Annotated in this window: 25 protein-coding genes and 1 pseudogene; 15 read left to right on the top strand and 11 right to left on the bottom strand. The window is 56.4% G+C overall.

Annotated elements, in window-relative coordinates:
• Window position 1: 1 nt before the first annotated feature.
• Both GA0061101_RS35525 and GA0061101_RS35520 read right to left on the bottom strand, forming a co-directional pair.
• Window positions 2-517 carry a flavin reductase gene (locus tag GA0061101_RS35525; protein WP_051963703.1) on the bottom strand — a complete coding sequence of 172 codons (516 nt, stop codon included), beginning with the start codon at window positions 515-517 and terminating at the stop codon, window positions 2-4.
• Complete coding sequence (locus GA0061101_RS35520; RefSeq protein WP_051963675.1) at window positions 501-1502, bottom strand: ABC transporter substrate-binding protein; 1002 nt, start codon at window positions 1500-1502, stop codon at window positions 501-503. Before GA0061101_RS35520 ends, GA0061101_RS35525 begins: the two co-directional genes overlap by 17 nt.
• 238 nt (window positions 1503-1740) lie before the next feature.
• Here GA0061101_RS35520 and GA0061101_RS35515 point away from each other — a divergent pair, with 238 nt between their 5' ends.
• The 6 genes from GA0061101_RS35515 (at window position 1741) to GA0061101_RS35490 (ending at window position 9170) form a co-directional block, all read left to right on the top strand.
• Entirely contained in the window at window positions 1741-2781 is a 1041-nt protein-coding gene (locus GA0061101_RS35515; protein ID WP_037197853.1) for a beta-ribofuranosylaminobenzene 5'-phosphate synthase family protein, read from the top strand.
• 8 nt (window positions 2782-2789) lie between these two features.
• Window positions 2790-4235: an amidohydrolase family protein gene (locus GA0061101_RS35510; protein ID WP_037197852.1), complete on the top strand. Its 1446-nt coding sequence runs from the start codon at window positions 2790-2792 to the stop codon at window positions 4233-4235.
• Between the two features lie 44 nt (window positions 4236-4279).
• Window positions 4280-5392, top strand: a complete 1113-nt coding sequence (locus GA0061101_RS35505; protein ID WP_051963673.1) for an LLM class flavin-dependent oxidoreductase — start codon at window positions 4280-4282, stop codon at window positions 5390-5392.
• Window positions 5385-7094 (top strand): asparaginase domain-containing protein, encoded by a 1710-nt coding sequence (locus GA0061101_RS35500; RefSeq protein WP_037197851.1) that lies wholly within the window; start codon window positions 5385-5387, stop codon window positions 7092-7094. The genes GA0061101_RS35505 and GA0061101_RS35500 overlap by 8 nt, the downstream gene beginning before the upstream one ends.
• Window positions 7095-7161: 67 nt before the next feature.
• Window positions 7162-8085 (top strand): DMT family transporter, encoded by a 924-nt coding sequence (locus GA0061101_RS35495; protein ID WP_037197850.1) that lies wholly within the window; start codon window positions 7162-7164, stop codon window positions 8083-8085.
• Between the two features lie 173 nt (window positions 8086-8258).
• Entirely contained in the window at window positions 8259-9170 is a 912-nt protein-coding gene (locus GA0061101_RS35490) for a helix-turn-helix domain-containing protein (RefSeq protein ID WP_245297648.1), read from the top strand.
• 34 nt (window positions 9171-9204) lie between these two features.
• Here the strand turns inward: GA0061101_RS35490 and GA0061101_RS35485 are convergent, their stop codons facing one another.
• The 7 genes from GA0061101_RS35485 to GA0061101_RS35455 all read right to left on the bottom strand — a co-directional run bounded on the left by GA0061101_RS35485 (window position 9205) and on the right by GA0061101_RS35455 (window position 15329).
• Window positions 9205-9723, bottom strand: a complete 519-nt coding sequence (locus GA0061101_RS35485; RefSeq protein WP_197072772.1) for a 6-pyruvoyl trahydropterin synthase family protein — start codon at window positions 9721-9723, stop codon at window positions 9205-9207.
• 8 nt (window positions 9724-9731) lie between these two features.
• Entirely contained in the window at window positions 9732-10388 is a 657-nt protein-coding gene (folE, locus tag GA0061101_RS35480; protein WP_162693674.1) for a GTP cyclohydrolase I, read from the bottom strand.
• Window positions 10389-10582: 194 nt separating this feature from the next.
• On the bottom strand, window positions 10583-10897 hold the full coding sequence (locus GA0061101_RS35475) for a hypothetical protein (RefSeq protein WP_037197848.1): 315 nt from the start codon (window positions 10895-10897) through the stop codon (window positions 10583-10585).
• 83 nt (window positions 10898-10980) lie between these two features.
• On the bottom strand, window positions 10981-12216 hold the full coding sequence (locus GA0061101_RS35470; protein ID WP_037197939.1) for a Zn-dependent hydrolase: 1236 nt from the start codon (window positions 12214-12216) through the stop codon (window positions 10981-10983).
• 56 nt (window positions 12217-12272) lie between these two features.
• Window positions 12273-13232 (bottom strand): dihydroorotate dehydrogenase, encoded by a 960-nt coding sequence (locus tag GA0061101_RS35465; protein WP_245297647.1) that lies wholly within the window; start codon window positions 13230-13232, stop codon window positions 12273-12275.
• Complete coding sequence (locus GA0061101_RS35460) at window positions 13229-14074, bottom strand: dihydroorotate dehydrogenase electron transfer subunit (protein ID WP_037197844.1); 846 nt, start codon at window positions 14072-14074, stop codon at window positions 13229-13231. Before GA0061101_RS35460 ends, GA0061101_RS35465 begins: the two co-directional genes overlap by 4 nt.
• Before the next feature lie 16 nt (window positions 14075-14090).
• Window positions 14091-15329 (bottom strand): MFS transporter, encoded by a 1239-nt coding sequence (locus GA0061101_RS35455; RefSeq protein ID WP_051963669.1) that lies wholly within the window; start codon window positions 15327-15329, stop codon window positions 14091-14093.
• Window positions 15330-15573: 244 nt separating this feature from the next.
• Between GA0061101_RS35455 and GA0061101_RS35450 the strand changes: the two genes are divergently transcribed.
• The 8 genes and pseudogenes from GA0061101_RS35450 to GA0061101_RS35415 all read left to right on the top strand — a co-directional run bounded on the left by GA0061101_RS35450 (window position 15574) and on the right by GA0061101_RS35415 (window position 21763).
• Window positions 15574-16278 (top strand): orotate phosphoribosyltransferase, encoded by a 705-nt coding sequence (locus GA0061101_RS35450; RefSeq protein ID WP_037197843.1) that lies wholly within the window; start codon window positions 15574-15576, stop codon window positions 16276-16278.
• A 425-nt stretch (window positions 16279-16703) separates the two neighbouring features.
• The gene (locus GA0061101_RS35445) at window positions 16704-17477 is read left to right on the top strand and encodes an ABC transporter ATP-binding protein (protein ID WP_245297646.1); all 774 of its coding nucleotides are present in this window, start codon (window positions 16704-16706) and stop codon (window positions 17475-17477) included.
• Window positions 17477-18241, top strand: a complete 765-nt coding sequence (locus tag GA0061101_RS35440; protein ID WP_092577091.1) for an ABC transporter permease — start codon at window positions 17477-17479, stop codon at window positions 18239-18241. The genes GA0061101_RS35445 and GA0061101_RS35440 overlap by 1 nt, the downstream gene beginning before the upstream one ends.
• Window positions 18238-19029 carry a nucleoside phosphorylase gene (locus tag GA0061101_RS35435; protein ID WP_051963666.1) on the top strand — a complete coding sequence of 264 codons (792 nt, stop codon included), beginning with the start codon at window positions 18238-18240 and terminating at the stop codon, window positions 19027-19029. The genes GA0061101_RS35440 and GA0061101_RS35435 overlap by 4 nt, the downstream gene beginning before the upstream one ends.
• Before the next feature lie 5 nt (window positions 19030-19034).
• The gene (locus GA0061101_RS35430; RefSeq protein ID WP_092577089.1) at window positions 19035-20039 is read left to right on the top strand and encodes an ABC transporter substrate-binding protein; all 1005 of its coding nucleotides are present in this window, start codon (window positions 19035-19037) and stop codon (window positions 20037-20039) included.
• Between the two features lie 32 nt (window positions 20040-20071).
• Window positions 20072-20785 carry an ABC transporter permease gene (locus tag GA0061101_RS35425; protein ID WP_245297645.1) on the top strand — a complete coding sequence of 238 codons (714 nt, stop codon included), beginning with the start codon at window positions 20072-20074 and terminating at the stop codon, window positions 20783-20785.
• A 10-nt stretch (window positions 20786-20795) separates the two neighbouring features.
• A pseudogene (locus GA0061101_RS40610) lies at window positions 20796-20981 on the top strand (phosphopentomutase); the annotation flags it as partial.
• A gap of 68 nt (window positions 20982-21049) precedes the next feature.
• On the top strand, window positions 21050-21763 hold the full coding sequence (locus GA0061101_RS35415; protein ID WP_037197833.1) for an IS6 family transposase: 714 nt from the start codon (window positions 21050-21052) through the stop codon (window positions 21761-21763).
• On the opposite strand, the gene GA0061101_RS35410 is transcribed toward GA0061101_RS35415, so the two are convergent.
• Both GA0061101_RS35410 and GA0061101_RS35405 read right to left on the bottom strand, forming a co-directional pair.
• Window positions 21749-22231: a thiamine pyrophosphate-binding protein gene (locus GA0061101_RS35410; RefSeq protein ID WP_245297644.1), complete on the bottom strand. Its 483-nt coding sequence runs from the start codon at window positions 22229-22231 to the stop codon at window positions 21749-21751. The two genes, GA0061101_RS35415 and GA0061101_RS35410, sit on opposite strands and share 15 nt — an antisense overlap.
• 552 nt (window positions 22232-22783) lie before the next feature.
• Window positions 22784-23461, bottom strand: coding sequence for a GntR family transcriptional regulator (locus GA0061101_RS35405; protein WP_425350053.1), 678 nt, complete (start codon window positions 23459-23461; stop codon window positions 22784-22786).
• Between the two features lie 318 nt (window positions 23462-23779).
• Here GA0061101_RS35405 and GA0061101_RS35400 point away from each other — a divergent pair.
• Window positions 23780-24060, top strand: a 281-nt coding sequence (locus GA0061101_RS35400) for an IS5 family transposase (protein WP_141694159.1), incomplete at its 3' end; no start/stop codon positions are given.

Genomic DNA, 24060 nt, shown 5'->3' with positions numbered 1-24060 from the left:
CCTACGAAGCGATGCCAAGCAGATGGTATTGTCGCCTGAAGTAAATCAGGCACGGATCGCCTGCCTCGCCGTGGATGGCGAAGGGCCTGCCAAAAATAATCTTGTGAGTGGCAATATCCATGGAGCGGACGACTTCGCACTCCAGTGAGACGACCGCTGTTGGCAGCACGGGAAGCGGGGTTTCACTGGCCGTCCAATCACCAATCGCAAACCTTGCGTCCGTCGATGTCTTTCCGGCGAATGCACGAGATAGGCTCTGATGGCTTGCGGCAAGAACATTCACGCAGAAGAGCTGGTTTGCGACAAACGCGTTATGGACCGAACTCTGGCGATTGATGCAGACGAGCAAGGTTGGCGGGTCATCGGAAACGCCGCAAACGCTGGATGCGGTAAACCCTGCCTTGCCGCCGGGGCCATCGGTCGTGACGACGCACACTGTCCCGGCAAGCGGTGCTATCGCCGCCTTAAAGCGTTCTTTTGAAATTGGTGCAAATTGGCTGTCAGCATGCGCTTCCATGGCCATCGATATCCTCAGGTTCAAGATGGGCGGTATAGCGGCAGGGCCGGCCGGCGAGCGCGACACCGGTCTCGGCCAGATAGGCGTTGATCATTCGGTCATCGCAAAAGCCGAAAGGCGCCGTTGTATCGCGCGATAGCGAACCGACAAAAGCATCGAGCTGTTGGCGGACAATATCGGCCTCGTTGTCATGATTGCAGAGCGCCTGTGCGACGGTCTGCAGCTGAAGTCTCTTTGTGAGCGCGGCGGCTGTCGCGTTGCTGGTGGCCTGCAGAAACCGACGCAAGATCTGAGGTTGCTCGTCAAGCAAGGTATCTGTCGTGACGATGCACATTCCAGGGATCTTCAGACCGAACGCGGCAAGGTCCAGCTCTGCGAGCGAGTTTTCAAGCGAGCTCTTCAGAATTGGCAGTTCATTCGTTCGATAGACGCTGATGACATCGACGTCACGGCGTCGAAAAGCGTCGAGCTTATCTTGCGGCCGGGTGTTTCGGCGTCCGACTTTCTCGTAGTCGACCGCGTTTTTCTGGCAGAAGTGTTCGAGGAACGCGGTACCGGTTTCCCCGAGCAACATGGCCACGGCCTTTCCTTCCAAATCACGGGGGTGACGGACCGGGCAGTCGTCATGCGACACAAGACAGACGGGCGCCACCTGCTGATAAAGCGCCATGATCTTGACCGGTGCGCCGCCTTGGATGGCACTAACGGCAAATGGGCAGGGCAGAACGAGAAGATCGATCCCGCCAGATCGCAAGACCTGCAATGCGCTTTCCGCTCCGTTGCCGGGGCGGAACTCGATCGACAGCCCCGCACTCGAATAATAGCCGTGCTGCTGTGCGAAATAAAAACAGGCGTATTCGGGCTTGATGCTCCAGCTGAAACCGACGCGCAGTCTGTGACTGGGCGGCAGGTTTTGGGCAAACGGGTCCCTGGAGCCCATTGTCATGACATGCGCAAGCCGCTGCCAATAGGTTTCATGGACCATCGACACCTACTCTCCGGCGCTTTTGCAGCCTGCTTGACGGATCAATCATGAGCGCAACGGCAATCGCCGTCTCCAATTAGAGAAAGTTCTCGAAATATCAACTTTGTCTATTTATGTAGACAAAGCGATTTATTGTCAATATTATTCGGTCACCTGCTCGTCGGGATACCCAGCTCCGATACAGGGCTTCTCCTTCGCCGCCGCCGGCAAAGCCATTGTTAATTAGAGGAAGTTATTCATGGTATATCAGAGAGTTAGCGTAAGCGCGCCCAGTCGCTTCCATTTGACCCTGACGGATTTGAATGGTGCATTCTCGGGCCGCGTGGATGGTGGAGTTGGATTCGCACTGTCGAATCCAAGATTTGAGATTGTTGCATTGCCAGCAAGCGGAGCGGATCAGGTCGCCTGCCTTATCGATGATCCGGAAGATCGTCACGAAGCGGAAGGGGCAATCGCGGCAACGCTCGCTGGGCTGCAGAAGAAGCTCGGGCTGCCCCATGTCGATATTACCGTAAAGTCACCGGTTTCGTCTCACGCCGGGCTTGGCTCGAAGACGGCATTGCTCCTTGGGGTCGCCAGAGCTTACACGGCGCTTTTTGGCAATGACTTTGCCGGACGCGAACTCGCGCGCTTTGTCGGACGTGGCGGGACCTCCGGCATCGGGTCCAACAGTTTCGACAAGGGGGGCTTTGTCATTGATTGCGGCCATCCAGCCAAGGTCAAGGCCGGCGCCTTCATGACGTCTGGATGGGCGACGGATATTCCGCCTGGCCCGCTCCTGGCTCGCTACAAAATGCCCGATTGGCCGATGCTGCTCGTCACGCCGATCGCACGCAAGATCCATGGCGCCTTGGAGCAGGAGCTCTTCGCAAGTGTTTGCCCGATCCCGCAGGAGGATGTGAGGGCCGTGTGCCATATAACGATGATGATGCTCGTGCCTTCCGTCATTGAGGATGACCCTGCTGTCTTCGCACGCGGCATCAACGAATTGCAGAAGTGCCGCTGGAAGTCGCATCAAATCCAATGCCAGTCGGAAGTCGTCTCGACAACGATGCGCCGCTTGCACGAAATGGGCGTCAGCGGAGTGGCGATGAGCAGTTGGGGCTCTTCGATCCTCGCGATGGGGCCGGAGATGGAAGACCGCGCATTTCGATCGCAAGTGTCCGCAGACATAAAGCAGGTCATGGACCGCTACGATGGCGGCACGGTCGGCGAGATCCGATGCGACAATGAAGGGCACAGACTAAGAACCTTCAAAGCGCCGGCGCTGGTTGACTGAGTGGCATCATGCGCACATTGATCGAAAATCTGGATGTCCTGTTTCAGGTGGATGCGAACAATACCGTTCTTCGCGGTGCGAGCCTCGTCCTCAACGGCGGCCGCATCGTGGATGTTGGTCCGGCCGCAGAGATTGCAGAGCGTTGCCGGGATCTGACATATGATCAGGTTGTCGACGGTCGCGGGCATGCTCTTTGCCCTGGCTTCATTGATACGCATGTTCATCTTTCCGAGACGCTGTCTCGGGCAATTTTCCCCGACAATCTCAACACGCGAGCCTGGGTCTTTAATTGGGCGAAGCCATTTTATGCACACGTGACGACGGAGGATGAATATTACGGCGCGCTTTTGGGAATCTGCGAGATGCTGCGTTGCGGAACCACGTGTTTTCTCGACATGGGTTCGCAGCACGATCCCGAGCATGTTGTCGATGCCATCGAACGGTCAGGGATCCGCGGCATCACCGGCAGGCATGCAGCCGACAATCGTCCAAAAGACATTCCCGAGGGCTGGTCGGCAGAAATGATGGATCATCATTTTTTCCCGGACGCCGCGACTGCGCTTGCCGCCTTGGAGGACTGTGTGCGTCGCTTCAATGGGCGAGCCGGTGGCCGCATCCGCTGCTGGGTCAACATCGAAGGCAAGGAGCCCTGCACACTGGAGCTTCATGTCGGGGCAAGAGCGCTCGCCGAGCGCCTGGGAGTCGGTACGACATATCATCTCGCAACATCTGCGGAGGAGGCGCAGGTTTGCGAGAGAAATTATGGCACTTGGCCCGTCTCACGGATTGCTGCGGCCGGCGGCCTGGGTTCTAATCTCGTCATTGCCCATTGCGTGGCGGTCAACGACGCCGATCTGGACGCTCTTTCGGCTCACAGCGTCAAGGTTGCTTTCTGCCCCTGTTCATCACTGAAATTGGCCAAGGGCGCAAGCCGGATTGGCCGGTACCCCGACATGATGGACCGGGGCGTCATTGTTGGACTGGGAACGGACGGCGTTTCCGCCTCCGGCAATCTCAACCTCATGCGCCAGATGCATATTGTGTCCGGCCTTTTCAAGGATGCGAGGAACGATCCGGAGGCGGTGGGAGCGCAAAAGGCATTGCGCATGGCGACGGTCGACGCAGCCAAGGCATTGCTTTGGGACGATGAGATCGGCTCTATCGAAGTCGGAAAGCAGGCCGACTTCGTACTCTTCGACACAGATCACATCGAATGGACGCCGTTTCTCGATCCTTTGCAGGCCCTTGTCTATTCTGCCACCACAAGTTCGATCGCGCAGACCTGGGTTGCGGGCGTGCCGTTATATGCGAGCGGGCGGATTGCGACACTGGATGAAGACGCAATCAAGCGCAAAGCACGGCAGTTAAGCGCCTCCGCGGCGGACCGCGCCGGATTGTTCAAGTTGAACCCGGCCACGTCTGCGGTCACCCGATTGTATGACGAAGGTAACTGACGTGAACAGCGGCAGCTACTCCCCCTGTTTTGAAAGGAACTCAAATGCGCAGGATAGAGCTTGGCGTTTTCATGCCGGTCGGCACGAATGGCTTCCTAATGTCGACGACCGCGCCGCAATACCATCCCAGTTTTGCGCTGCAGCGCAAGATTGCGACGCTCGCTGAGGAGATCGGCTTCGACTTTCTGTTCTCGATGGGGAAATGGATGGGATTTGGCGGAGAGAGTGGATTTTGGCAAAAGACGATCGAACCTGTGGTGATGAGCTCTGCTCTGGCCAGCATTACCAGTCGTATCAAGCTGTTCGCGACGATCAATCCGCTGCTTCTCCATCCTGTCGTGGCCGCGAAAATGATTGCAACAGCCGACGAAATCAGTAACGGCCGCTTTGGCATCAACATCGTGACCGGAAATACGTTGGAAGAACTGGAACAGATGGGCGTTGTTCCGCAGGATTATGGGACGATCCGTTACGACTATGCCGATGAATGGCTGACGGTCGTCAAGCAATTGTGGTCGCAGGAACGCTGCAACCATTCAGGCCGGTTCTTTCAGCTTAGCAATTGCGTTTGCGACCCCAAGCCGATCCAGAGGCCTTATCCAACCATTGTCTCTGCCGGCCTGTCTGACGAGGGCTTGCAATTTGCAGCCAGGCATTCGGACTATCAGTTCGTCGGAGCCCGACCCGAGAAGGTTCTCGAGGTCAAGGCTGTGGCGGCTGCGCGGGGCCGAACCGTCAAGGCTTCCGGCAATATGCTCATTGTGCAAGGAGACACCGATGAGCAGGCACTTAAGCGCTTCAATCACATCGTCGCAGGCCGCGATGAGGCCGCCTTCAGCAATCTGATCGAATCGTTCGAGCGCGACCAACGAGATTCGTCGGCCGACAGGACATCTTTTTTGCGCAATCCGCGGATGGTCGGATTTGGCACCGGCGCGCCGTTGATCGGTTCGGCAATCACGATCGCCGAAAAGCTGGCGGATATCATCGTGACCGCGGACTTTGATGCCATGCAGCTGACATTCATCGACTTTGTGGAAGACCTGAGATCGTTCGGGCAGGAGATCTATCCGCGGCTGAAATCGTCCCTGGCAACTTATGGTGTCTCCCTGGGCGAGGGGCCTGCATCCGTTATCAAGGCCGGTGCGCATGCCTGAAGGGTCAGACTGCCGCAAAGTCCGTATCGCGCATCTGGCCGGACCAAATGCCACCATCCACAACACGCCACCGCTGATAACCTCCAACAAGGCTCGCAGGCTGCATGGCCTGCCGCTGTTGAGTGACGTCGATGGCAACCCCTCGCGCTACGATCCTCTGAGACCTCAAAGACTGGCGTTGCCGGTCTGGGTCTATATAGAGCATTTCTCTGCACATCCGCTTGAGGCTGATGCAGCCGAGCTCTATTGCGACCCCGACGGCTATCTGGACGCGCAGGGCCGGTTCTCGCCCACCCGATCATCGGCCACGGACGTGGCGGTGTTGAAGGTCGAACTTCGACCAGAGGATGGATACTATCCGCTGCCATATATGGCGCGCCAACGCGATGGAAGTGCCTGGGAGGCGGATGGGATTTCGCCGAAGGCGCCGCGCGATGCCAGCAGGCAGCCTTTCATGCCTGACGGTGAGCGGATGTTCGCCGAGATCGACAGATTGGGGGTGGACCCACTCGGTCTTGGCAATTCGATTGCGAACATCGCCGATGTCGATTTCTTCCGCGTCGTTCCCTCAGGCGGATACACAAAGGGAAGTGCTACAGAAGGGCAGGGCGCCCAAGGCAGCGCGTCGACCGCTCCCGAAATCGAGGGACGCGACTTCTTTGCCTATCGACCGGTGCATCTTGCGAAGTCGCCGCCCAGGGCAAGCCTTGCGCAGATCACTAACGCCGCGCAACGGATCCTCTCCAGCGGGCACTATGATGGCGCGATCTGGACACAGGGAAGTCCGAGAATTGAGGAAACGATCTATTGGCTGAACCTTGTGCTTGATGTGACGGCGCCGGTTTGCGGTAATGCTTCGCAACGATATCACGGTGAGACTAGCAATGATGGGCCCCGCAACCTCATCGACTCTGTCCATTATATTCGGTCGCGCTGTTGGGCCGATGAGCAAGGCCACAATCGGGCGGGAGCGGTTCTTGTGCAGGATCAGAGAGTGTTTGCGGCACGCGAGGTTGCCAAGGTTGACGCGCGCCCTGGCGGCTATATCGCAAGTGGCGGGCATGGTGGTGTCATCGGCTCGGCCGGACAGGGCGGTCCGAGCTTGCGGTTCTTGCCCTGTGCCAAACATACGCGTGACTCCGCAGTCAACATCACTCGTCTACCAGACGAGGTAATGGGAATTTCTCTTTCCGAAGGTCGGCTGGAGAGGGTTACCGTTCCAATCAAGAACGGCCGCGGCGAGCTGCTGGAGCACGCCATTCCGAAGGTTTCGATCGTCAAGGATTACAGCTATTCCGAAGACGACTACGGAACAAGGCCGGATCTGGAGGTCGAGATCAACGCGACGCTGGATCAGTATTTGCGACTACATCCGTTGTCAGGTTTCGTGTTGGAAGGGCTTTCACCATACGGCAAGCCGGCGGCAAGCTCCAAAGCGGTAGCGCTCGAGCGGGCGCTTTATTGCGGCGTTCCGGTCGTCATCGTTGGGCGCGGGAACTCGGAAGGTTTTGCATTGTCGGGCGGGCTTTTCGTCGGCGGTTCAAACCTGACGGCAACGAAAGCACGCCTCTTGCTGATGCTTTGTCTGATGAAGTTTGGAATGTTGCCGCCGGCCAAGGATCCAGGACAGCCAACCGCTTTGGAAAAGGCTGTAACCGAGGCGCGGCTTCGGCTCTATCGCGAGGTTTTTGACACACATTGATCGCAACGCGCGCCGCTTTGATTGAGCATGCATCGTCTGCCATCCGCGCGCCCGTGGGAGTGATCGCATGTGGATAATTCTTGCGACCTCAGCCGGCGCCGTCCTTGGATGCGGCGATGTGTTTCTCAAGTATCTTTCCAGGCGGCTCAAGCCAAGTGTCGCCTGCTTTGGTCTCTACTTTCTCGGGATGCTGGTGTGGGTGCCGATTCTGAGCCTGACCGGCAGGTCGCAGGCTTTCCTGCAGTCCGTCTATCTGCCAACCGATATCCAGTTGCTGGTGCTGGGCAGGTCGCTGCTTCAGCTTTTCGCCTACGCGCCGATATTCCTTGCACTACGGACATTGCCGCTGAGCACCTATTCGGCGCTGCGTGCGCTTTCTCCCGTTCTGGCGCTATCGGCGGGAACTTTGATGTACGGCGACCGGCCTTCAGTCGCCGCGTGCTTAGGGATCGTCGCAATCCTGCTCGGGGTGGTTACGGTGTCCCGGACAGACTATCGGCGCACCTTGTCTGCGTCCGGCACATCTTGCCCTCGACGACATCTCACGCTGAGCTACATCCTGGCGGTCAGCGCTGCGACTTGCTCCGCCATCATGCCTATCTACGACAAGAACCTTCTTTCAATAGCCCATGCGGACAGCTTCGTTCTGCAAGCCCTGTCAGATCTGTATCGACTGGGATTGCTTCTGGTAATTCTCCTTTTTGCCGGTCGACCCGCCACGCCGCTTTCCTGGCGTTTGAGCCAATCCGCGAAGAACGTCTCAAGGGCGTTGGCGGTGGCGGCCCTGTTGATTGCTGGGGGCGAGATGCTCTCCTTCTATGCCGTTTCGCTGCCGGGCTCTTTGCCTTCGGTCGTCGCCATTCTGCGGCGGGCAAGCTTGCCGGTCTCGGCAATATTGGGAAAGCTGGTGTTTGGCGAAGCTTTGAGGCTGGAGAAGATAGCAGGAATAGTTGCCGTGGTGCTCGGTATCATGCTGATCAACGGAACGTGATTGGTTCGCGATCGTGTGGCGAAGTGCCGTCGATTAAAGTGATGATAGGTCGCTTCGTAGCCGCGGGGTCCGATTTTCTAGACTTTTGATGGATTATAAGCTTCATTCGCCACTTATGAGACGTTGACATCAAAGATCAAAAAAGTATTACAAAACATTAAAGTAGAGTTAGAATGTTAGAAACGATGGAAAACGAACGAGTAGCGAACGACTCGATCCGTGTCAGCGATATCGGCGCCAGATTGCACGCCTATCGCATCGGACGTGGCATGTCCCCAGAAGAGCTTGCTGAGCGGCTCGGAATCTCACGTGCGGCGCTTTATCGCGCCGAAAAGGGCGAGATCTTCAAGATTGAGACGCTAACCAGAATTACCAACGTGCTTGGCGTTTCTCTGCAGAGCCTGCTCGGCATTGGGATGGAATATGTCGACACCGCTGTCGCATTCTTCGAGCGTATGCGACAGCTTGAAGAAGAAAGCGAGCAGATCATAGGATTTTTTGGCCCAATATCCTATCTGCTGACGTCGCCAGTCTATGACGACATGCTCAGTGAAGTATTTCAGGACTCTTCAGAGAACACGGCTGCGGCTGCGGCCATCAAACAGTTGCTTGTTGTTCTCAAGCAGCGCAAGGACGCGTATCTCAGACGCCGACCGCTGCTGGTCAATCTGATTGCCTCCTCCGATCTTGAGCGATTTCTTTTGCATGGCTTGGTTGGTCGACCGGATTTGCCCGATGACATACAGGAAAAGCGTCGCGTTATGGCAAAGCGCGAAGCGCTGCATATCGTAGACTTGCTAAAAACGCAGCCGATCGGTGTTCAGATGTGTATCGTTCCCCAATCTCCACCTGCGACAAGCTTTCAGATCTTTCGCCAAACGTCGCGTTCAGTTCTGGCCATCAGCCCGTTCCGTTTGGGCGAACAGCCGAACATTCGTGTCGGTGTCGGCCTCATAACGTCATCGCCTGAAGCCATCACCCTACACGAAGATATTGCCAAACAATTGTGGGAGCGGTCTTTGAAGGGCAGTGATGCAGCTCGTTTTCTGGAGCAACTGATCGAAAAATATGGTGTTTGCCAATAGCTCGTAGGCTGCGGGCGGTCCTCCAGCCTTTAAATCAATGCGGAGTGTGGGAGTGGAGTTCGTAGATGGCCGAATTGCCGGCATGCTCACGGATTTCAACCGACTCGAGCCATACGCGCCCATTGGTCTTTTCTCGTGCGATGGTCGCTACATGATCATGGACATATCGTGCCAGCGCCTCGCAGCCAACACCTGGCAAAATTCGCAGATCGACGAGTTTTGCATCGGCAAGATTGTGGAAGCGTGGTAGCTCAGGATCGTCTGCGGCAACGATCATCGTGTGATCCAACAAGGAATGCAACCAGGCTTTGACTTCCTTCAGTGCACCAAAATCGAAACACCAGTTTCGTTCATCGAGATGATGGGTGGCAAAGACGAATTTGACTGCCAATGCATAGCCGTGGATCAGCTGGCAATGGGAATCGGCGCGCCATTGCCGAAAGCAACAGGATAGGCCTTCATTGTGATCGTAGCTCTTCGTAGATCTGTATGTTTCAATGTGCTTGCGCGTGCTCGTCACCCGGTCGTCGGGCATAGTGATGCTGCTGGTCATGGGTCACCTCAAAACTTCTCGAGTGCTGCGCATTCCTGCAAGAATTCGGACTTCTTGGCAGCATCGGATTCCAGCCTTCCGTAGAATGCGTTCGTGACCATGCGACTGGCCTGCGATGCTTTGACGCCGCGGTGGGTCTTGCACATGTGAACAGCGCTGATGCGAACCGCGAGACCCTGGGGGTCCGTCTTCTCGCAGATGAAGTCGCCGATTTGCTTCACGAGCTCTTCCTGGATCTGAAGTCGTGCCGCAAAATAGTTCACGATCCGATCGTATTTGGACAGTCCAATGATCTTGCCGTCCTTGGACGGCAGAATCCCGATGAAGACGCTGCCGTGGATCGGCATAAGGTGGTGTGCGCAGGTCGAGCGCAGCTCGATTGGACCCGTGACGATAAGTTGGTCGAAGGCTCCAATGTTTTCGAACTCGGTGATCTTGGGAGGCTCCGAGTAACGTCCCTCCAGCGTTTCGCACACCAACATCTTGGCAAATCGCATCGGTGTATCGCGTGTATTGTGATCGTTGACATGATCGATGCGCAGGATGTCGAAGAGTTCCTCGATCTTCACCGATGCAGCGGAAATCATCTGCCGCCGCTGGCCCTCATCGAGGCAATCGTCAATCGAATGGTTCCCGAGCCGGGAAAAGTCATTTCTCTTAAGCAATTCGGTCTCCTTCCAGAGGTCGTGCAGTCGTTTCATTTCGTCGATAAGTGTAATTTTATGCGAAAAATCTAACTATTGAGACGACTACGTCAAGCTGTTTTCGTAATCGTCTCGATATGGGCGCCTTGTCCTTAATCTCACGTAGGCCTAAGGCAGAGCCGGCGACCGCAGCGTGAGATTTGAGCGCCTGCGGTTCAGTTACAATCTTCTAGTTCAGACACGCCTATGTCATTGAGGAGGTGCAATCGCTCCTCGGGCGTGGCGGCCTCGATCGCAACGGCGCGCTCGACAAAATTGAGTAGGCGGGACATCGCTTCATCGGCAACCGTAGCTCTTAAGGGCTGGTCGTCATATGCATCGGCAAAGCGACCGGACAAATCTCCCAACAAACGTGCAAGCGCCGCATTGGTCGGCCTCGCATACCTGATTGAAAGAGACATATTTCGAAAATCCGAGAAAGTCCTGACACCACCCTTTTGGTCTTTCAGCCATTCCAGTAGTTCATGCATGATCGGTCTCCTTGATCTTCTTGAAAAAAGCTGCATGCGGGTCTGACCCGATTACGGGTGTTTCCTCCACCGTCTTGAATTGATTACGATAAAACCTCCACCAGCGCTTCGCGTATAACCGCGCACCCCACCATGAGGTCGTCGACCTCCATCGCTTCCCTGGGGTTGTGAGATCCCATCTCGTTGCGCACGAAGATCATGGCGGCGGGAATGCCGACATTCGCAAAGACTGCGGCATCGTGACCGGCGCCGCTTGCCATATCCATGCAAGCGATGTCCAGTTTTGCGGCAATGCGTTTCAGCCGTTCCACCCAATCGTCGCTCATTGCCGCGGATGCGACTTCAAGCTTGCGATCAAGGTCGAAGCGCACGCCCCACTCGCGCGCGACATTGCTGCATTCGGCAAGGAACAGCTGATAAAAGGCACCGAGTGTGGCTTCACTCTGGCTTCGCGCTTCAAATGAAAAGCTGACCTCACCTGGTATGCGCGCTATGGCATGCTCGCGTGGATCCGTCCCGAAGACGCCGGACGTGATGACAATGTCGTGGCCTTCCTCGAGCAGTTTGCGCCAATGCTGGTCGAGACGTGTGATGAGCTCGGCTGTTGCGAAGACGGCGTCATGACGCAGCCAGCGAGGAACCGTTCCTGAATGCCCGGCCTCGCCGATACATCTGATGGCGCGATGGCGGATGTTACCGCGGATACCGGTCACGATACCGATAGGAAGATTTCTTGCCGCCAGCACGGGACCTTGCTCGATATGGAGCTCGAGCCAACCGGTCATGCGCGCCAGCTCGATCAGTGGCTGTCCTAAGCGAATGCGGGCCACGTCGGCGCCGACATCGCGCATGCATTGCTCCAGCGTCTTTGCTCCGTTGCTTTCATGAGTGTCGAGCTCTATCGACTTGAGTTGGCCGACCAACGCGCTCGACCCCAGATATGCTTTGCCGAACCGGGCACTCTCTTCTCCACGAAGAGCAAACAGCTTGAGAGTCCGTTTTGGTAGAAATCCTTCGCGTTTTAGGCTGACCAAGGCGGCCAAGCCGGCAATCACGCCTGCGGCGCCGTCGAAGTTTCCTCCTTGTGGAACCGAATCAATGTGGGATCCGCAGGCCATGAAACCGAGCTGCGGTTGGGCCCCCTCCAATGTCACGACAAGATTTGCTCCAGCATCCCGCTCGCTCGCAAGGCCGTGCTTCATTGCCGCAGCTTCGATGATATCGAGCGCTGCCGTTTCCTGCGCGCTGTAAGCTTCCCGGGTTATGCCGGCGCCATCCCCCGTTGCGGCTCGAAGCGAGGCGAAAAGTTCCTCCACCATCTGATGTATGCTTCCAAATGTGTTTGGATCGCTCGGGACAAGGGCGCTTTTCTTGCTCATAGCGGATCCATCCGCCGTGTCTGACTTGTTTGGCTGTCATCCAGGACGAGACCGCCTATCAGGCTTGCGACACGATCAATCCCGCGCCTGGTGCAAAACGCCTGCATGTCATCCAAGATTTGTGTCATCGCATCGGGTCGCAAAAACGTTGCCGTTCCGACTTGCACGGCAGCAGCGCCCGCCAAGATATATTCGATGGCATCTTCGGCGCTGGTAACTCCTCCGCATCCGATCACGGGGATTCGTACCTTCTTGGCGCATTGGTACACCTGTCGCAGGATGATTGGCTTTACGGCAGGACCAGAAAGTCCTCCCAGGATGTTGCCCAGGCTTGGCTTGAAGCTCTTCACATCAATGGCCATCGACAGGATCGTGTTCGCAACAACGACGGCGTCGGCTCCTGCCTCTTCGGCTGCCTGCGCAACCGACGGGATGTCGCCAGTGTTGGGAGTAAGCTTGACCCAAAGGGGAAGGGTGGTCGCTTGTCGAAGAGCATCCGTGACCTTCCAGGTCGATGTCGGCTCCATTGCAAACGCCTTTCCGTCTTCCTCGATATTCGGACAGGATATGTTCGCTTCAATCGCCGCAACGCCCGGCACCGTGAGCTCTGCGGCAAGACTTGCAAATCCTTCGGCAGTCGGCGCAGAAATGCTGACGACAAGGGGTGGCTCGTAGCACCGGTAAAGCGGTATCACGTCGTTTAGAAAATGCTCCACCCCCATGGACGGTATGCCAATGGCGTTCAGCATTGCACCTTGGCGTTCGACAACTCTGGGCAGGGGATTGCCGGCTCTCAATTCGCGCGTAATGGTCTTGGTAACCAGCGCTCCGAGGCGATCGAAATCCACGGCCTTCGCCAATCCATCGGCAAAGGTACCCGACGCAGGCATGATCGGAGTGCGCAACCGCAGGCGGCCAATCTCGGTGGTTAGATCCACTGCATAGTGACTTGTCACAGCATGACCTCCTGCAGGTCAAATACCGGCCCTTCGGTACATATGCGGCGACTGACTATCTGGCTTTCGGCGTTGAAATCGCGAACGCAACAATAGCAATGCCCCAACCCGCATGCCATCTGCTCTTCCAGCGCTGCCTGCGCGGGTATGTCGAACTCCCTTGACAGGGCTTGCTGTATCCGCATGAGACGTGCCGAGCCACAGGTAAACAATGCGTCACAGCGAAGCCCGCGAATAAGCTCCCGCAAAATTTCTTCGACGGTTGTCGGATCGCTTGTCGATTGGGCGTCCGTTACCGTGATCACACTGGCGCCGAGGTTTCGCAGAACATCTTCGGAAACGATAAGATCTGGGTGGCGAGCGCTAAAGAGCGCTGTAACATTCGTGCCCTGACGTCTCGCGACCGAAGCGATAGGTACCAGCGTTGCCAGCCCGGCACCCCGTCCAACCAACACGATATTCCGCCAGGAACTGTCGATGGTAAAGCCAACTCCAAGTGGACCGACAATGTCGAGTGTGTCCCCGGATTTCAACATCGACAAGCCGCGGGTACCTGCACCGGTAACCTTATATAGGAATTCTACACGGCCGCGCTCCGGGTCGGCATGATAAAGGCTCATTGGCCGACGTAGAAACGGTTTTTCGTCCAGCGGCTGTGGGCATAGCAGCTGAAAGAATTGCCCGGGTCGGGCACCAGCTGTGATTTCCCCACATAGCGCAACCAGATGCCAGTACTCGGCGTTGACAGCGGTGTTCGATACGACTTCCGTTACATCCCTGGCGACTGTCGCATTCCAGGGGGCCTGATCGGCGGAAATGGTGGATTGGTGACAAATGTTCATCGGCTGAAGCCTGGATTCAGTTCAGTTCTGCGCCGCGACGCTCGGGAATGAGCGCGAGCAAGGCTGCAATATCGACAAGATACAGGGCGGCTAGAAATGCTATCGCTGTTTCGAAGCTATAGGCCGATGCCAATGCTCCAACGACGAGCGGCCCGAAGCCGCCGACACCGCGGCCGATATTGAATAGGACGTTTTGCGCGGTTGCACGGACGTGGGTCGGATACAGTTCGCTGATCAGGGCGCCGTAACCGCCAATCATTCCATTGACGAAGAAGCCCATGATCGCGCCGTTGATGAGGAGGGCGATCGGATCGGTAAGCTGAGAGTAAACCACGACCATAATCGATGCGCCGATCATATAGGTCAGGAATGTCGGCCTGCGCCCGATGCGATCTGCGATATGGCCAAATGAAAAGATTCCAACCGCCATGCCTGCGATCGTGACGGACGTCCAGATGGCAGATTGAGTAAGCGCAAATCCGAACCGGGAAGCCAGATAATTTGGCAACCAGATCATAACGCCGTAGTAGCAGAAGTTCTGAACTGAACAGAGCACGACCATTCCCGCGCTACGCTTAAGCGCCGACACATCGCACACCAACAGACCAATAGACGGACTTGCCTCACTTTTCCGCAATTCAAATATCTGAGGCTCATGAAGTGAATGTCTGATGAAATAAGCAGCGACAGCCGGAAATACTCCCAACAAAAACATCCCACGCCAACCAACGATTGGCAGTAAAGCCGGCGTCACGATCGCAGCGGCCAGGACGCCCAGTTGCCAACCCAGTCCCACATACGAAGAAGCACGGGCTCGCTTCGTCGCAGGCCAAGCTTCAGCGACGAGCGCCATGCCAATACCAAATTCGCCTCCCAGACCGAGGCCGGCGATTGTGCGGTAGGCTAACAGATCCCAATAGCCCTGAGAGACGGCACAAAGACCTGTGAAAACCGCGAATAATAAGATTGTCCAGGTGAGCACGCGTACACGCCCAATCCTGTCGGCGAGCACGCCAAATATGAAGCCGCCGATCACCGCGCCAATCAGCGTGGCAGTGACAAGAGAGGCGGCTTGAACCGGAGAGAGCGCCAGATCGGCGGAGATATTCTTGAGCATGAAGCCTAGGATCAAGAGATCAAAGCCATCCATGGCATAACCCAGTGCTGAGCCAAGGAGCGCTTTCTTTGCCTGAGACGTGACCTCAGCAAAGGGCGGTTCGATTTCCCCGGTAACGGCAATCTGCTCGCTGACCATTGACGTTCCCTTTTTTGTTCATTGGCCTGAATGCCTAACTATACATTTCAGCGTCTCCCTTGCAAGCAATTATCTCAATTTTGGGATTAATCTATAAAATAAGTGAATCCCCACTTATGTTTCGCCGTTTGAGAAAGGGTGTTGAGCCGGTCGCTTGACTTTACAAGAAAATATGTAAAAAGAGACTGTTTTTCATTTTTTAGACGACCAGCGCAAACCTGGCAATCATTGCACGGAGCACCCAATGCAGAGCTTATCCGCTATAGCCGATCGACAACATATCGCCAGACAAGCTGCAAGAATGCTGCTCGAGATAAAGGCAATTCACTTCTACGACGAAAAGCCGTTCTTCTTCACCTCGGGATGGGCGAGTCCGGTTTATATCGATTGCCGGAAGATCATCTCTTATCCGAGGTTGCGATCGGCACTAGTGGACTTTGCCGCAGCAACAATAGTCCGTGATATCGGCTATGAATCCTTGGATACTATCGCCGGTGGAGAGACGGCGGGTATTCCTTTTGCCGCTTGGATCTCTGATCGTCTGATGCTCCCGATGCAATATGTAAGAAAGAAAGCAAAGGGCTTTGGACGAAATGCTCAAATTGAAGGTGACATCGCCGTTGGAGCTCGCACGCTTTTGGTTGAAGATCTCGCGACGGACGGTCGGAGCAAAGTCAATTTCTGCGAGGCCCTGAGGAAGGCAGGAGTTCAAGTCGATCATTGCTTTGTCTTCTTCTACTATGACATCTTCCCGAACAGCCGGGAGCTCATGTCTGAATTGAACATCAATCTGCACTATCTTACTACCTGGTGGGATGTGTTGGCCGCTGCTAAAGAGACAGGGCATTTCAAGGCTGCCGTTCTCGATGAAGTTGAGAGCTTTTTGAATGAGCCCTCAAAATGGTCAGCTGCTCATGGTGGAATCGCCGAGTTTGCGACTGCCGGTTAGCAAAGGAAAGCCCGCTGGCTGCCCAAGCTGCTCCTAGACAGAAAACGCACGTCGCGCCCGTTGACGGACAGTTTGTACAGCGGGCCAAGAAGGATTTGGCTTTCCGCTCTCGAGCGAAGCCCTGCAGGTTTCCAACGGCATGACTGACCAGTTTTGACGACACGTCCTAAAGGCCGATGTGCGGCAGACTTTATCCTAATCCTAAGAGATCCTAAGAGCGCTTCGCCCCAGGCTGCGGCCTCAACCGGTTCCATGTTGGATATATTGAAGCAATTATGATACGAATCTCATCTTTGAGATTCAAGTTGCGTCGGTGAAGGTTTTGTGAAAGCTTTGCCTCTTTCTTAGATGGGAAGGCGGCAGAGCGGCTGCTGATCGTCGAAAGGCTTATGGCTTTTCCTGTATCTGATACATGGAGTTTTCGGGTGGTGCAGTCGGAGCGGATGATCGATATTGCGGGTGTTCACAAGACATTCGTCGCGGACCATGGGACGGTGACGGCTCTGGAGCCGCTCAGCATTACCATCAAGGAAGGCGAGTTCATTGCAATCGTCGGACCCTCCGGCTGCGGAAAGTCAACCTTGCTGCGCCTCATCTCCGGCCTTGATCAGTCGAGTGGTGGCACGATCACGCTTGATACGGCCGGCCGTAAGCGTCCCGTCGGCTTTGTTTTCCAGGAGCCGGTTTTGCTGCCGTGGAAGACGACCCTCGAAAACGTTCGCTTTCCGCTCGATACCGCCAACGTCAGCCGCCTCGAAGCTGACAGGAAGGCGCTTGACCTTATCAAGATGGTTGGGCTGGCCGGCTTCGAAAATGCCCTGCCGCGCCAGCTCTCCGGGGGCATGCGCCAACGTACTGCAATCGCCCGTTCGCTTTCCGACGACCCACAGATTCTTCTTATGGACGAACCGTTTTCTGCCGTCGACCTTTTGACCCGCGACACGCTGAACGATGAATTGTTGCGCATTTGGCAATCGACCGGCAAGACCATCCTGCTCGTCACCCACAGTGTCGAGGAAGCCGCCTATCTCGCTGACCGGGTAATGGTAATGACCGCTCGCCCCGGCAAACTGAAATGCGTTCATGATGTCACTCTCGCCCGTCCGCGCGGTGAGGAGACGAAGCTCGATCCGGCCTATCACGCACTCGTCGCCCAGCTCCGCCGCGATCTAAGGACGCCAGGTGGGGAGAGGAGCTGATGGTCAAGCGCCTTATCGCGTGGATTGATTATTCGCTGGCACTTGTCGCGCTTCTGGTTGCCTGGTGGTTCGCAACTGGCCCGATGGCGATGCCGACCTATCTCCTCCCGTCACCATTGCGCACTTGGAACGCGCTGGCGGGCATCGCGGTGACCGGTGAGCTCTGGCTGCATCTCGGTTTCACGCTACAGAACATCATTCTCGGCCTTGTACTTGGCTCCGTGGCGGGAATCGCGCTGGCTTATGTGATGACCCGCTTTCAGAAGCTGGCGGTCTGGCTCGATGGTCCGCTCGTCATTCTCCAAACGGCACCGAAGATCGCGCTCGCGCCACTCTTCGTCGTGTGGTTCGGATTCGGTGTCCTATCCAAGGTCATCCTGATCTTCTCACTGGTCTTCTTTCCGGTTTTCATCGGCGCTTGCGCCGGCTTCCGGGCGCTTGATCCGAAGATGAAGGATTTAGCCAAACTGTTGGGCCTCGGCAACCTCCAGCGGTTCCGCCAGATCGAGCTGCCTGCCGCAATGCCAGAAATCTTCGTCGGCCTAAAGATCGGCGCGGTGCAGGCTCTGGTCGGCGCAGTCCTTGCGGAGTGGATGTCCGGCAAACTCGGCCTCGGCTACCTGATGACCTATGCCGGGGCGACTTACAAGACGCCGCTGCTGTTCGCGGCCGTTCTGTTGACGACTTTCCTCGGACAACTCATGCATGTCGCATTGAGCATTCTCGAAAATCGACTACTCTACTGGAAGGGCGTGAAAAAATGAGCATGACCAGCGCCGCCTTCCCTTGGGAGAATGGGCGGCCGCCGCATCTTCCATGCGGTACCGGTGATATCGCCGAGAATGTCCTCACCCCCGGTGATCCCGATCGCGTGCGACTGCTGGCCGACATGTTGGAAGAGGTGACGGATTTCGGCCGCAAGCGGGAATTCGCCGTTATCACCGGCATCTATGAGGGCCAGCGGTTGACGATCTGCTCAACCGGTATCGGTGGCCCATCAACCGAGATCGCTTTGGTGGAACTCGCCATGCTCGGCGCCAAGCGTGTTGTACGGATCGGCGGGATGTCCTCCTTGGTAGCGGAATATGCGCCCGGCTCTTTCGTGGCGGTAGATCGCGCCCTTGGCGATACCGGCACAGCCCGCACATACCGCGCGGTGGGTGGTGAGGCGAAAGCTTCCTCTCGTATCGTCGCCGGTCTTGTCGGTGCTGCAACAGAACTTGGCCTCACCTGTCGACCGGGCGTGGTTGCGTCCACGGACAGCTATTATTTCGGCCAGGACCGCCGCTATCGCCCCGTTGATGACGGGCAGGACCTGTCCGCCAATTTCATTGGACGCTTCCAGGCTGAGGGTGCCATCGGCGTCGAGATGGAGAGCGAGATCACTATGACCGTCGGCGGAGCCATTGGCCTTGAAACCGGCTGCCTACTTGGTGTCCATGGGAATCGTGCCACCGACAGCTGGCTCGACGACTATGAGGCAACCCAGCGCAACCTTCTGCGCATTGCAGGAAGGCTATTTTCCTCCACAGAATGGGAACTCAGGGGATAACAACAATGATCCAGTTTCGCGCGACGACTGTGGCAAGTCTCATTGCCCTCAGTGCCTCGCCCCTATTTGCTATCACCGCCGAAGCAGCTGACAAGGTCGTGCTGCAGATCGACGGTGCCGCAGCACCCTTCTACGCACCGCTTTATGCTGGCGTAGAGAAGGGCATTTTTGAAAAGAACGGCATCGAGGTCGAATTCATCTATGCCGCCGCCGCCGACATCCTGACCAATATCGCAGCCGGCAACGTCGATTTCGGCTTCCCGAACGGTGACGCCGTCATTGCCGCTGCCGCCAACGGTCTGCCGGTCAAGGTGGTCCACACCACTTACCAGCGCGGCATTGGCGCTCTGCTCGCCAAAGAATCGAGTGGGATCAAGTCCTACAAGGACCTGAAGGGCAAGAAGATTGCCGTCACCAGCCTGGCCAGCCCGAACTACCTGCAACTTCAGGTCGGCCTGCAACAAGCGGGTCTGAAGCTCGATGACGTATCCGTCGAAGTCGTCGCTACTGGTGCCATCATCCCGGCGCTAAAGGCTGAGCAAGTCGATGCCATCGTATTCTCGGAACTGCGCAAGTACAATCTGGAAGCTGACGGCACCAAGGTGACCATGATCTTGTCGAATGGCTTCCTGCCGTCCTTCGGCAACGTGGTCGTTACCAGTGACAAGAAGCTTGCGCAGAACGCCGACGTCGTGAAACGCTTCACCACTGCGGTCACGCAGTCCTATCAATGGGTCATCGATGGTCACACTTCGGAGGCGCTGGACATCACGTTCAGCAAGTACACGCCGACCTGGCCGAAGGACCAGAAGGGAATTCTGACGACCGCTTTCGAGCAAACTTTCATCCCATCCGTCTGGCAAAGCCCGCTCACCCAGCAAAAAGGCCTCGGTGCGGCCGATATGGGCGGCTGGCAGAAGAGCGCCGACATACTGGCGCAGTACAAGGTGATCGACAGCGCCCCGAAGGCCGCCGATTTCGTCGTCGATCCTTCAACCATCGGTCAATAAGCATGATTCTGCGCGGCATAGCGGGTCTGATCGTGACCCTTGTTCTTTGGACGGCGATCGTTTTTATCTTCAATGTCCCAGCCTTTCTCTTGCCGGGACCCGCCGAGGTGTTCGAACGCGTCGCCTTCCTGTTCGAGAACGCCAAGCTCGCCCGGCATATCTGGGTAACACTGTCGGAAATCGTCGCGGGTTTCATCATCGGAGCCGTCGCCGGCATTTTTGCTGGCGTCGTTTTCTCACGCCTGCCCCGTGTCGAACGCTTTGCCACACCGTTGATCCTGCTTCTGCAGACCGCTCCGAAAATCGCGATCGCGCCACTCCTTCTTCTTTGGCTCGGCATTGGCCCGGCGCCGAAAATTGTGCTGATCGCGATCGTCACTTTCTTCCCCGTCATGACGGGGATGGTCACCGGGCTACGCTACGGGGAGGGGAGCTTCCGCGATCTCGCCTCGGTGCTGAAGCTCGGTCCCTGGCAACGCTTTCGGCATATCGAGCTGCCCTCAGCGCTCCCTTCCGTACTTGCCGGCATGGCGGTCGCCACGACGCTTGCCATGACCGCCGCCGTCATCGGCGAGCTGATCGGTGCCAACGAGGGTATCGGTTACCTTCTTTCCTCGGGCCAGGAAAACAGCGACACGGCGGCCGTCATCGGTATGGTCATGCTGCTGTCGGCGATCGGCTGGGCCTTTTACGAAGTCATTGAGTTAATCCGCCGTCGTTCGCTTGGCCGCTTCCAGCTTTCGTGAGATCGAGCCCATGGCACGCGTCTTCCTCTGCGTTCTCGATTCCGTCGGCTGCGGCGGCGCTCCTGACGCGGCACGATATGGCGACGAGGGCTTTAACACGCTTTTTCATGTCGCCGAGGCCTGCGCAGCGGGCCGCGCGGAAGATTGTAGGAGCGGTCCACTGAGCCTGCCGAACCTCGACGCGTTGGGGACTGGGTGCAGCAATTGGTCTGCGGGTAGCGTCGGATTAACGTGTCTGTGGTGAACGGGTTGGTATTGGTGGCAATGACCGAAATCTCTCCTGCTCATTTCAGACGCCACCGTTTTCCCGCCGAGATCATCGCCTATGCGGTCTGGCTCTATTACCGGTTTCCACTCAGCTTTCGAGACGTCGAAGATCTGCTGGCCGAGCGCGGCATTGAGGTCTCGTTTCAGACCGTCTCGGAATGGGCTGCGAAGTTCGGCCTCAAATTCGCTCATCAGCTTCGTCGACGGTCCCGCGGTCAATTTGCTGATAAATGGCAGCTCGACGAAATGGTGGTGACGATCAAGGGGAAGAAATTCTGGCTGTGGCGGGCAGTCGATGTAAACGGTTACGTCCTCGACGCCCTGCTGCAAAGCCGGAGAAACAAGCGAGCCGCCCTCCGGCTGATGCGCAAACTGCTCAAGGGTCAGGGTACCACCCCACGGGTTATGATCACCGACAAGCTGCGGTCCTACTCTGCCGCCAAGTCCGAATTGATGCCGGGCGTCGAGCATCGGTCACATAAGGGCATCAACAACCGCGCCGAGAATTCACATCTTCCCGTGCGACGACGGGAACGGCGCATGATGCGCTTCAAGTCGGCGCGGCAATGCCAGCGTTTCATTTCAACCCACGGCCAGATCGCCAATCTCTTTCTTCTTCACCGCAAACACCTGACCGCAGCAGATCACCGCCAGCTTCGCTCCAACGCCAACGCAACATGGCGGCAGATCACTATGTTAATCAACGCGTGAAGGCTGACACGATGCCAGACGCGCACCCTGTCCCAGCTTAAGGCGACGCCCCCTTTCGGGCAGCTTCTCCGGCGTTTTTACCTGCAAGGAGAGCTTCGTGACCGGCTCGAACAGTTTCGCGCAGTCCAATTCCGTCAGGACGCCGCGCCCCTCGCCGGGCAATGGAATGTCGATTGTCAGCAGGATCACGGGCACCGACGATCCGTTCGATTCCGCCACAGGTGGCAATGAATACATCGCGCCCGCGCCCGACGGGCATTCGAACACGCCCGGCTTGTTGGTGAATCGTCCATAAGCATCGGCCATGAAGCCTGCGGATCGCTCGTCGCGGGCCATCACATGGCGAATTTTGTCTTCGTGGTGCTGGAGTGCTTCATAGAGCGGTACGTTGGTATCCCCCGGCACGCCAAAGATCGTGTCAACGCCGTATCCGATGAGCATATCTACTAGAATATCCGCGCCGCGCATTCGTTTCTCCTGTCTTTCGCTGACATCAGGAGAATAATGAAAGAGAGATGTGCCGGGGACCGGCAAATCGACGGTTGGAATCGCCTAGGCCGTCGATTTGGCGGCCATTACCGTCGAACATCGATAGCTCGACCTGTTCGGCCTTGCCGATAGCGTGCAGCTTTCAGGCTGCGGATTGGTGGCGGTGATGAAATCGCGTGTGGGCTCTTCGCGTTGCCCCAGTCATCGTATCCAAGACAGCAGGTGGCTGTGAAGGTCCACGAGATCTAATTGCTGGATCTTCGGATTAATAAGATGAAGGTGAAGTCAGGGAATTTTCAAGAGATTTGCGGCTGACCAATGGCAGCCACTATGGGGCTGTGAGTTCGGTTCCAGTCAAGACCACCTAAGTACTTTTTGTCTGATGGACATAATGGACGAGGCGGCGCGGCTCGCTGCTCTGTCGGATTGCTAGTTCATTTTCCGATTGGAGATTCTCATTTGTGGATCGGCGCCGATTTCAAAGCTATGCGATCGTTGGCCAGAGTTGCACGCTCATAGTATTTTTATTGCTCATCCGGTGAGCTTTAGAAGCCGTTCGATTGCGCCGCCATCAAGCCCTCCGACACCTTCGCGAATATCAGCGTCAATTGCCCGGGCGACAGCCTCCTCGTCACGTTGTCGCAATGCCTCAATCGCCTCTTGATGGCGATCAACAAGATAGAATTCTGCAACATGCTCCATAGCTATTCCAAGTAAAGGTCCAAGCTGAAGCCACAAGCTCTCTATCATCGGCATCGCGAGTTGCGCAGGATTTGCCATATAAATGCGTCGATGAAACTCCTGGTTGGCAATAAGTGCTCCAGCCTTGTCTCCGACGGAAATTGCAGCCTCTATGGCATCATCCAACACGACCAGCTGGTCGATCTGCAGCTCCGAAAGGTGCATGACCGCTCTTCGTGCTGCGTGACTTTCCAGCGCGATGCGCAGGGAAATGAGTTCCTCGAAACGCGCTGGCGTCGTTCTTGGGACGACGATCCGGCGGTTTTCCAAAAGATGCAAAGCGCCAACTGAAGTTAACTGTCTCAGTGCCTCCCTAACCGGCGTTGGGCTGCTGTCTAAAATATCGGCTAGCCCGCGGATGGTAAGTGATGTGCCTGGTTTGAATGCTCCCACCATGATAGCCTGTCTGAGCCGCTCAAAAACATACTCTTGGGTTGTCATGCCCGCAGGTCTTTCAAAGGCTGGCATGTCTGGTTGTTTCAACGGGAGCAACTCCTTCGCTCGGTGGGCTGACTTCAGGTAGTGGAGCTTCACTTCACTATTGGAATCATATCGACATTGACGTTATGTGATCACAATTTGTTCGTTGCATAACTCTTTGAAGTTGAGTTGTCGAGGCCGTCTGATTGCGTCGAAAAACGCTTGGAACCTCCACAAAATCCCGCCGCCGGAATCCCATTCCACCGATCATAAAGAACGACTCAGTGCCCTAGGTCACATACCCATAAAATAGTTTTTGTTTTTAATGGATTGTGATTCACTGCTTCCGTTGATTTGGAGGCAGTGATGGCTCGCTTTGATTTGACGGATTTCGAATGGTCGGTGATTGAACCGCTTCTTCCAACGAAGGTACGCGGCAAGGCGAGGGTTGATGATCGGCGGGTGCTGAATGGTATCTTCTGGCGACTGAGAACGGGTGCGCCCTGGGCGGATATCCCGGCTCGATATGGTCCCTATACCACCTGCGTAAATCGCTTCAACCGGTGGCGCCATGCTGGGCACTGGGAGCGTATTCTCAACGCAATATCAGAAGCTTACGATGGCGACATCCAGATGATCGACAGCTC

The organism is Martinezella lusitana (assembly GCF_900094565.1).
GTDB lineage: Bacteria > Pseudomonadota > Alphaproteobacteria > Rhizobiales > Rhizobiaceae > Rhizobium > Rhizobium lusitanum.
The sequence above is the reverse complement of the archived record's forward strand: the minus strand, read 5'-3'. Positions and strand labels throughout refer to the sequence as shown.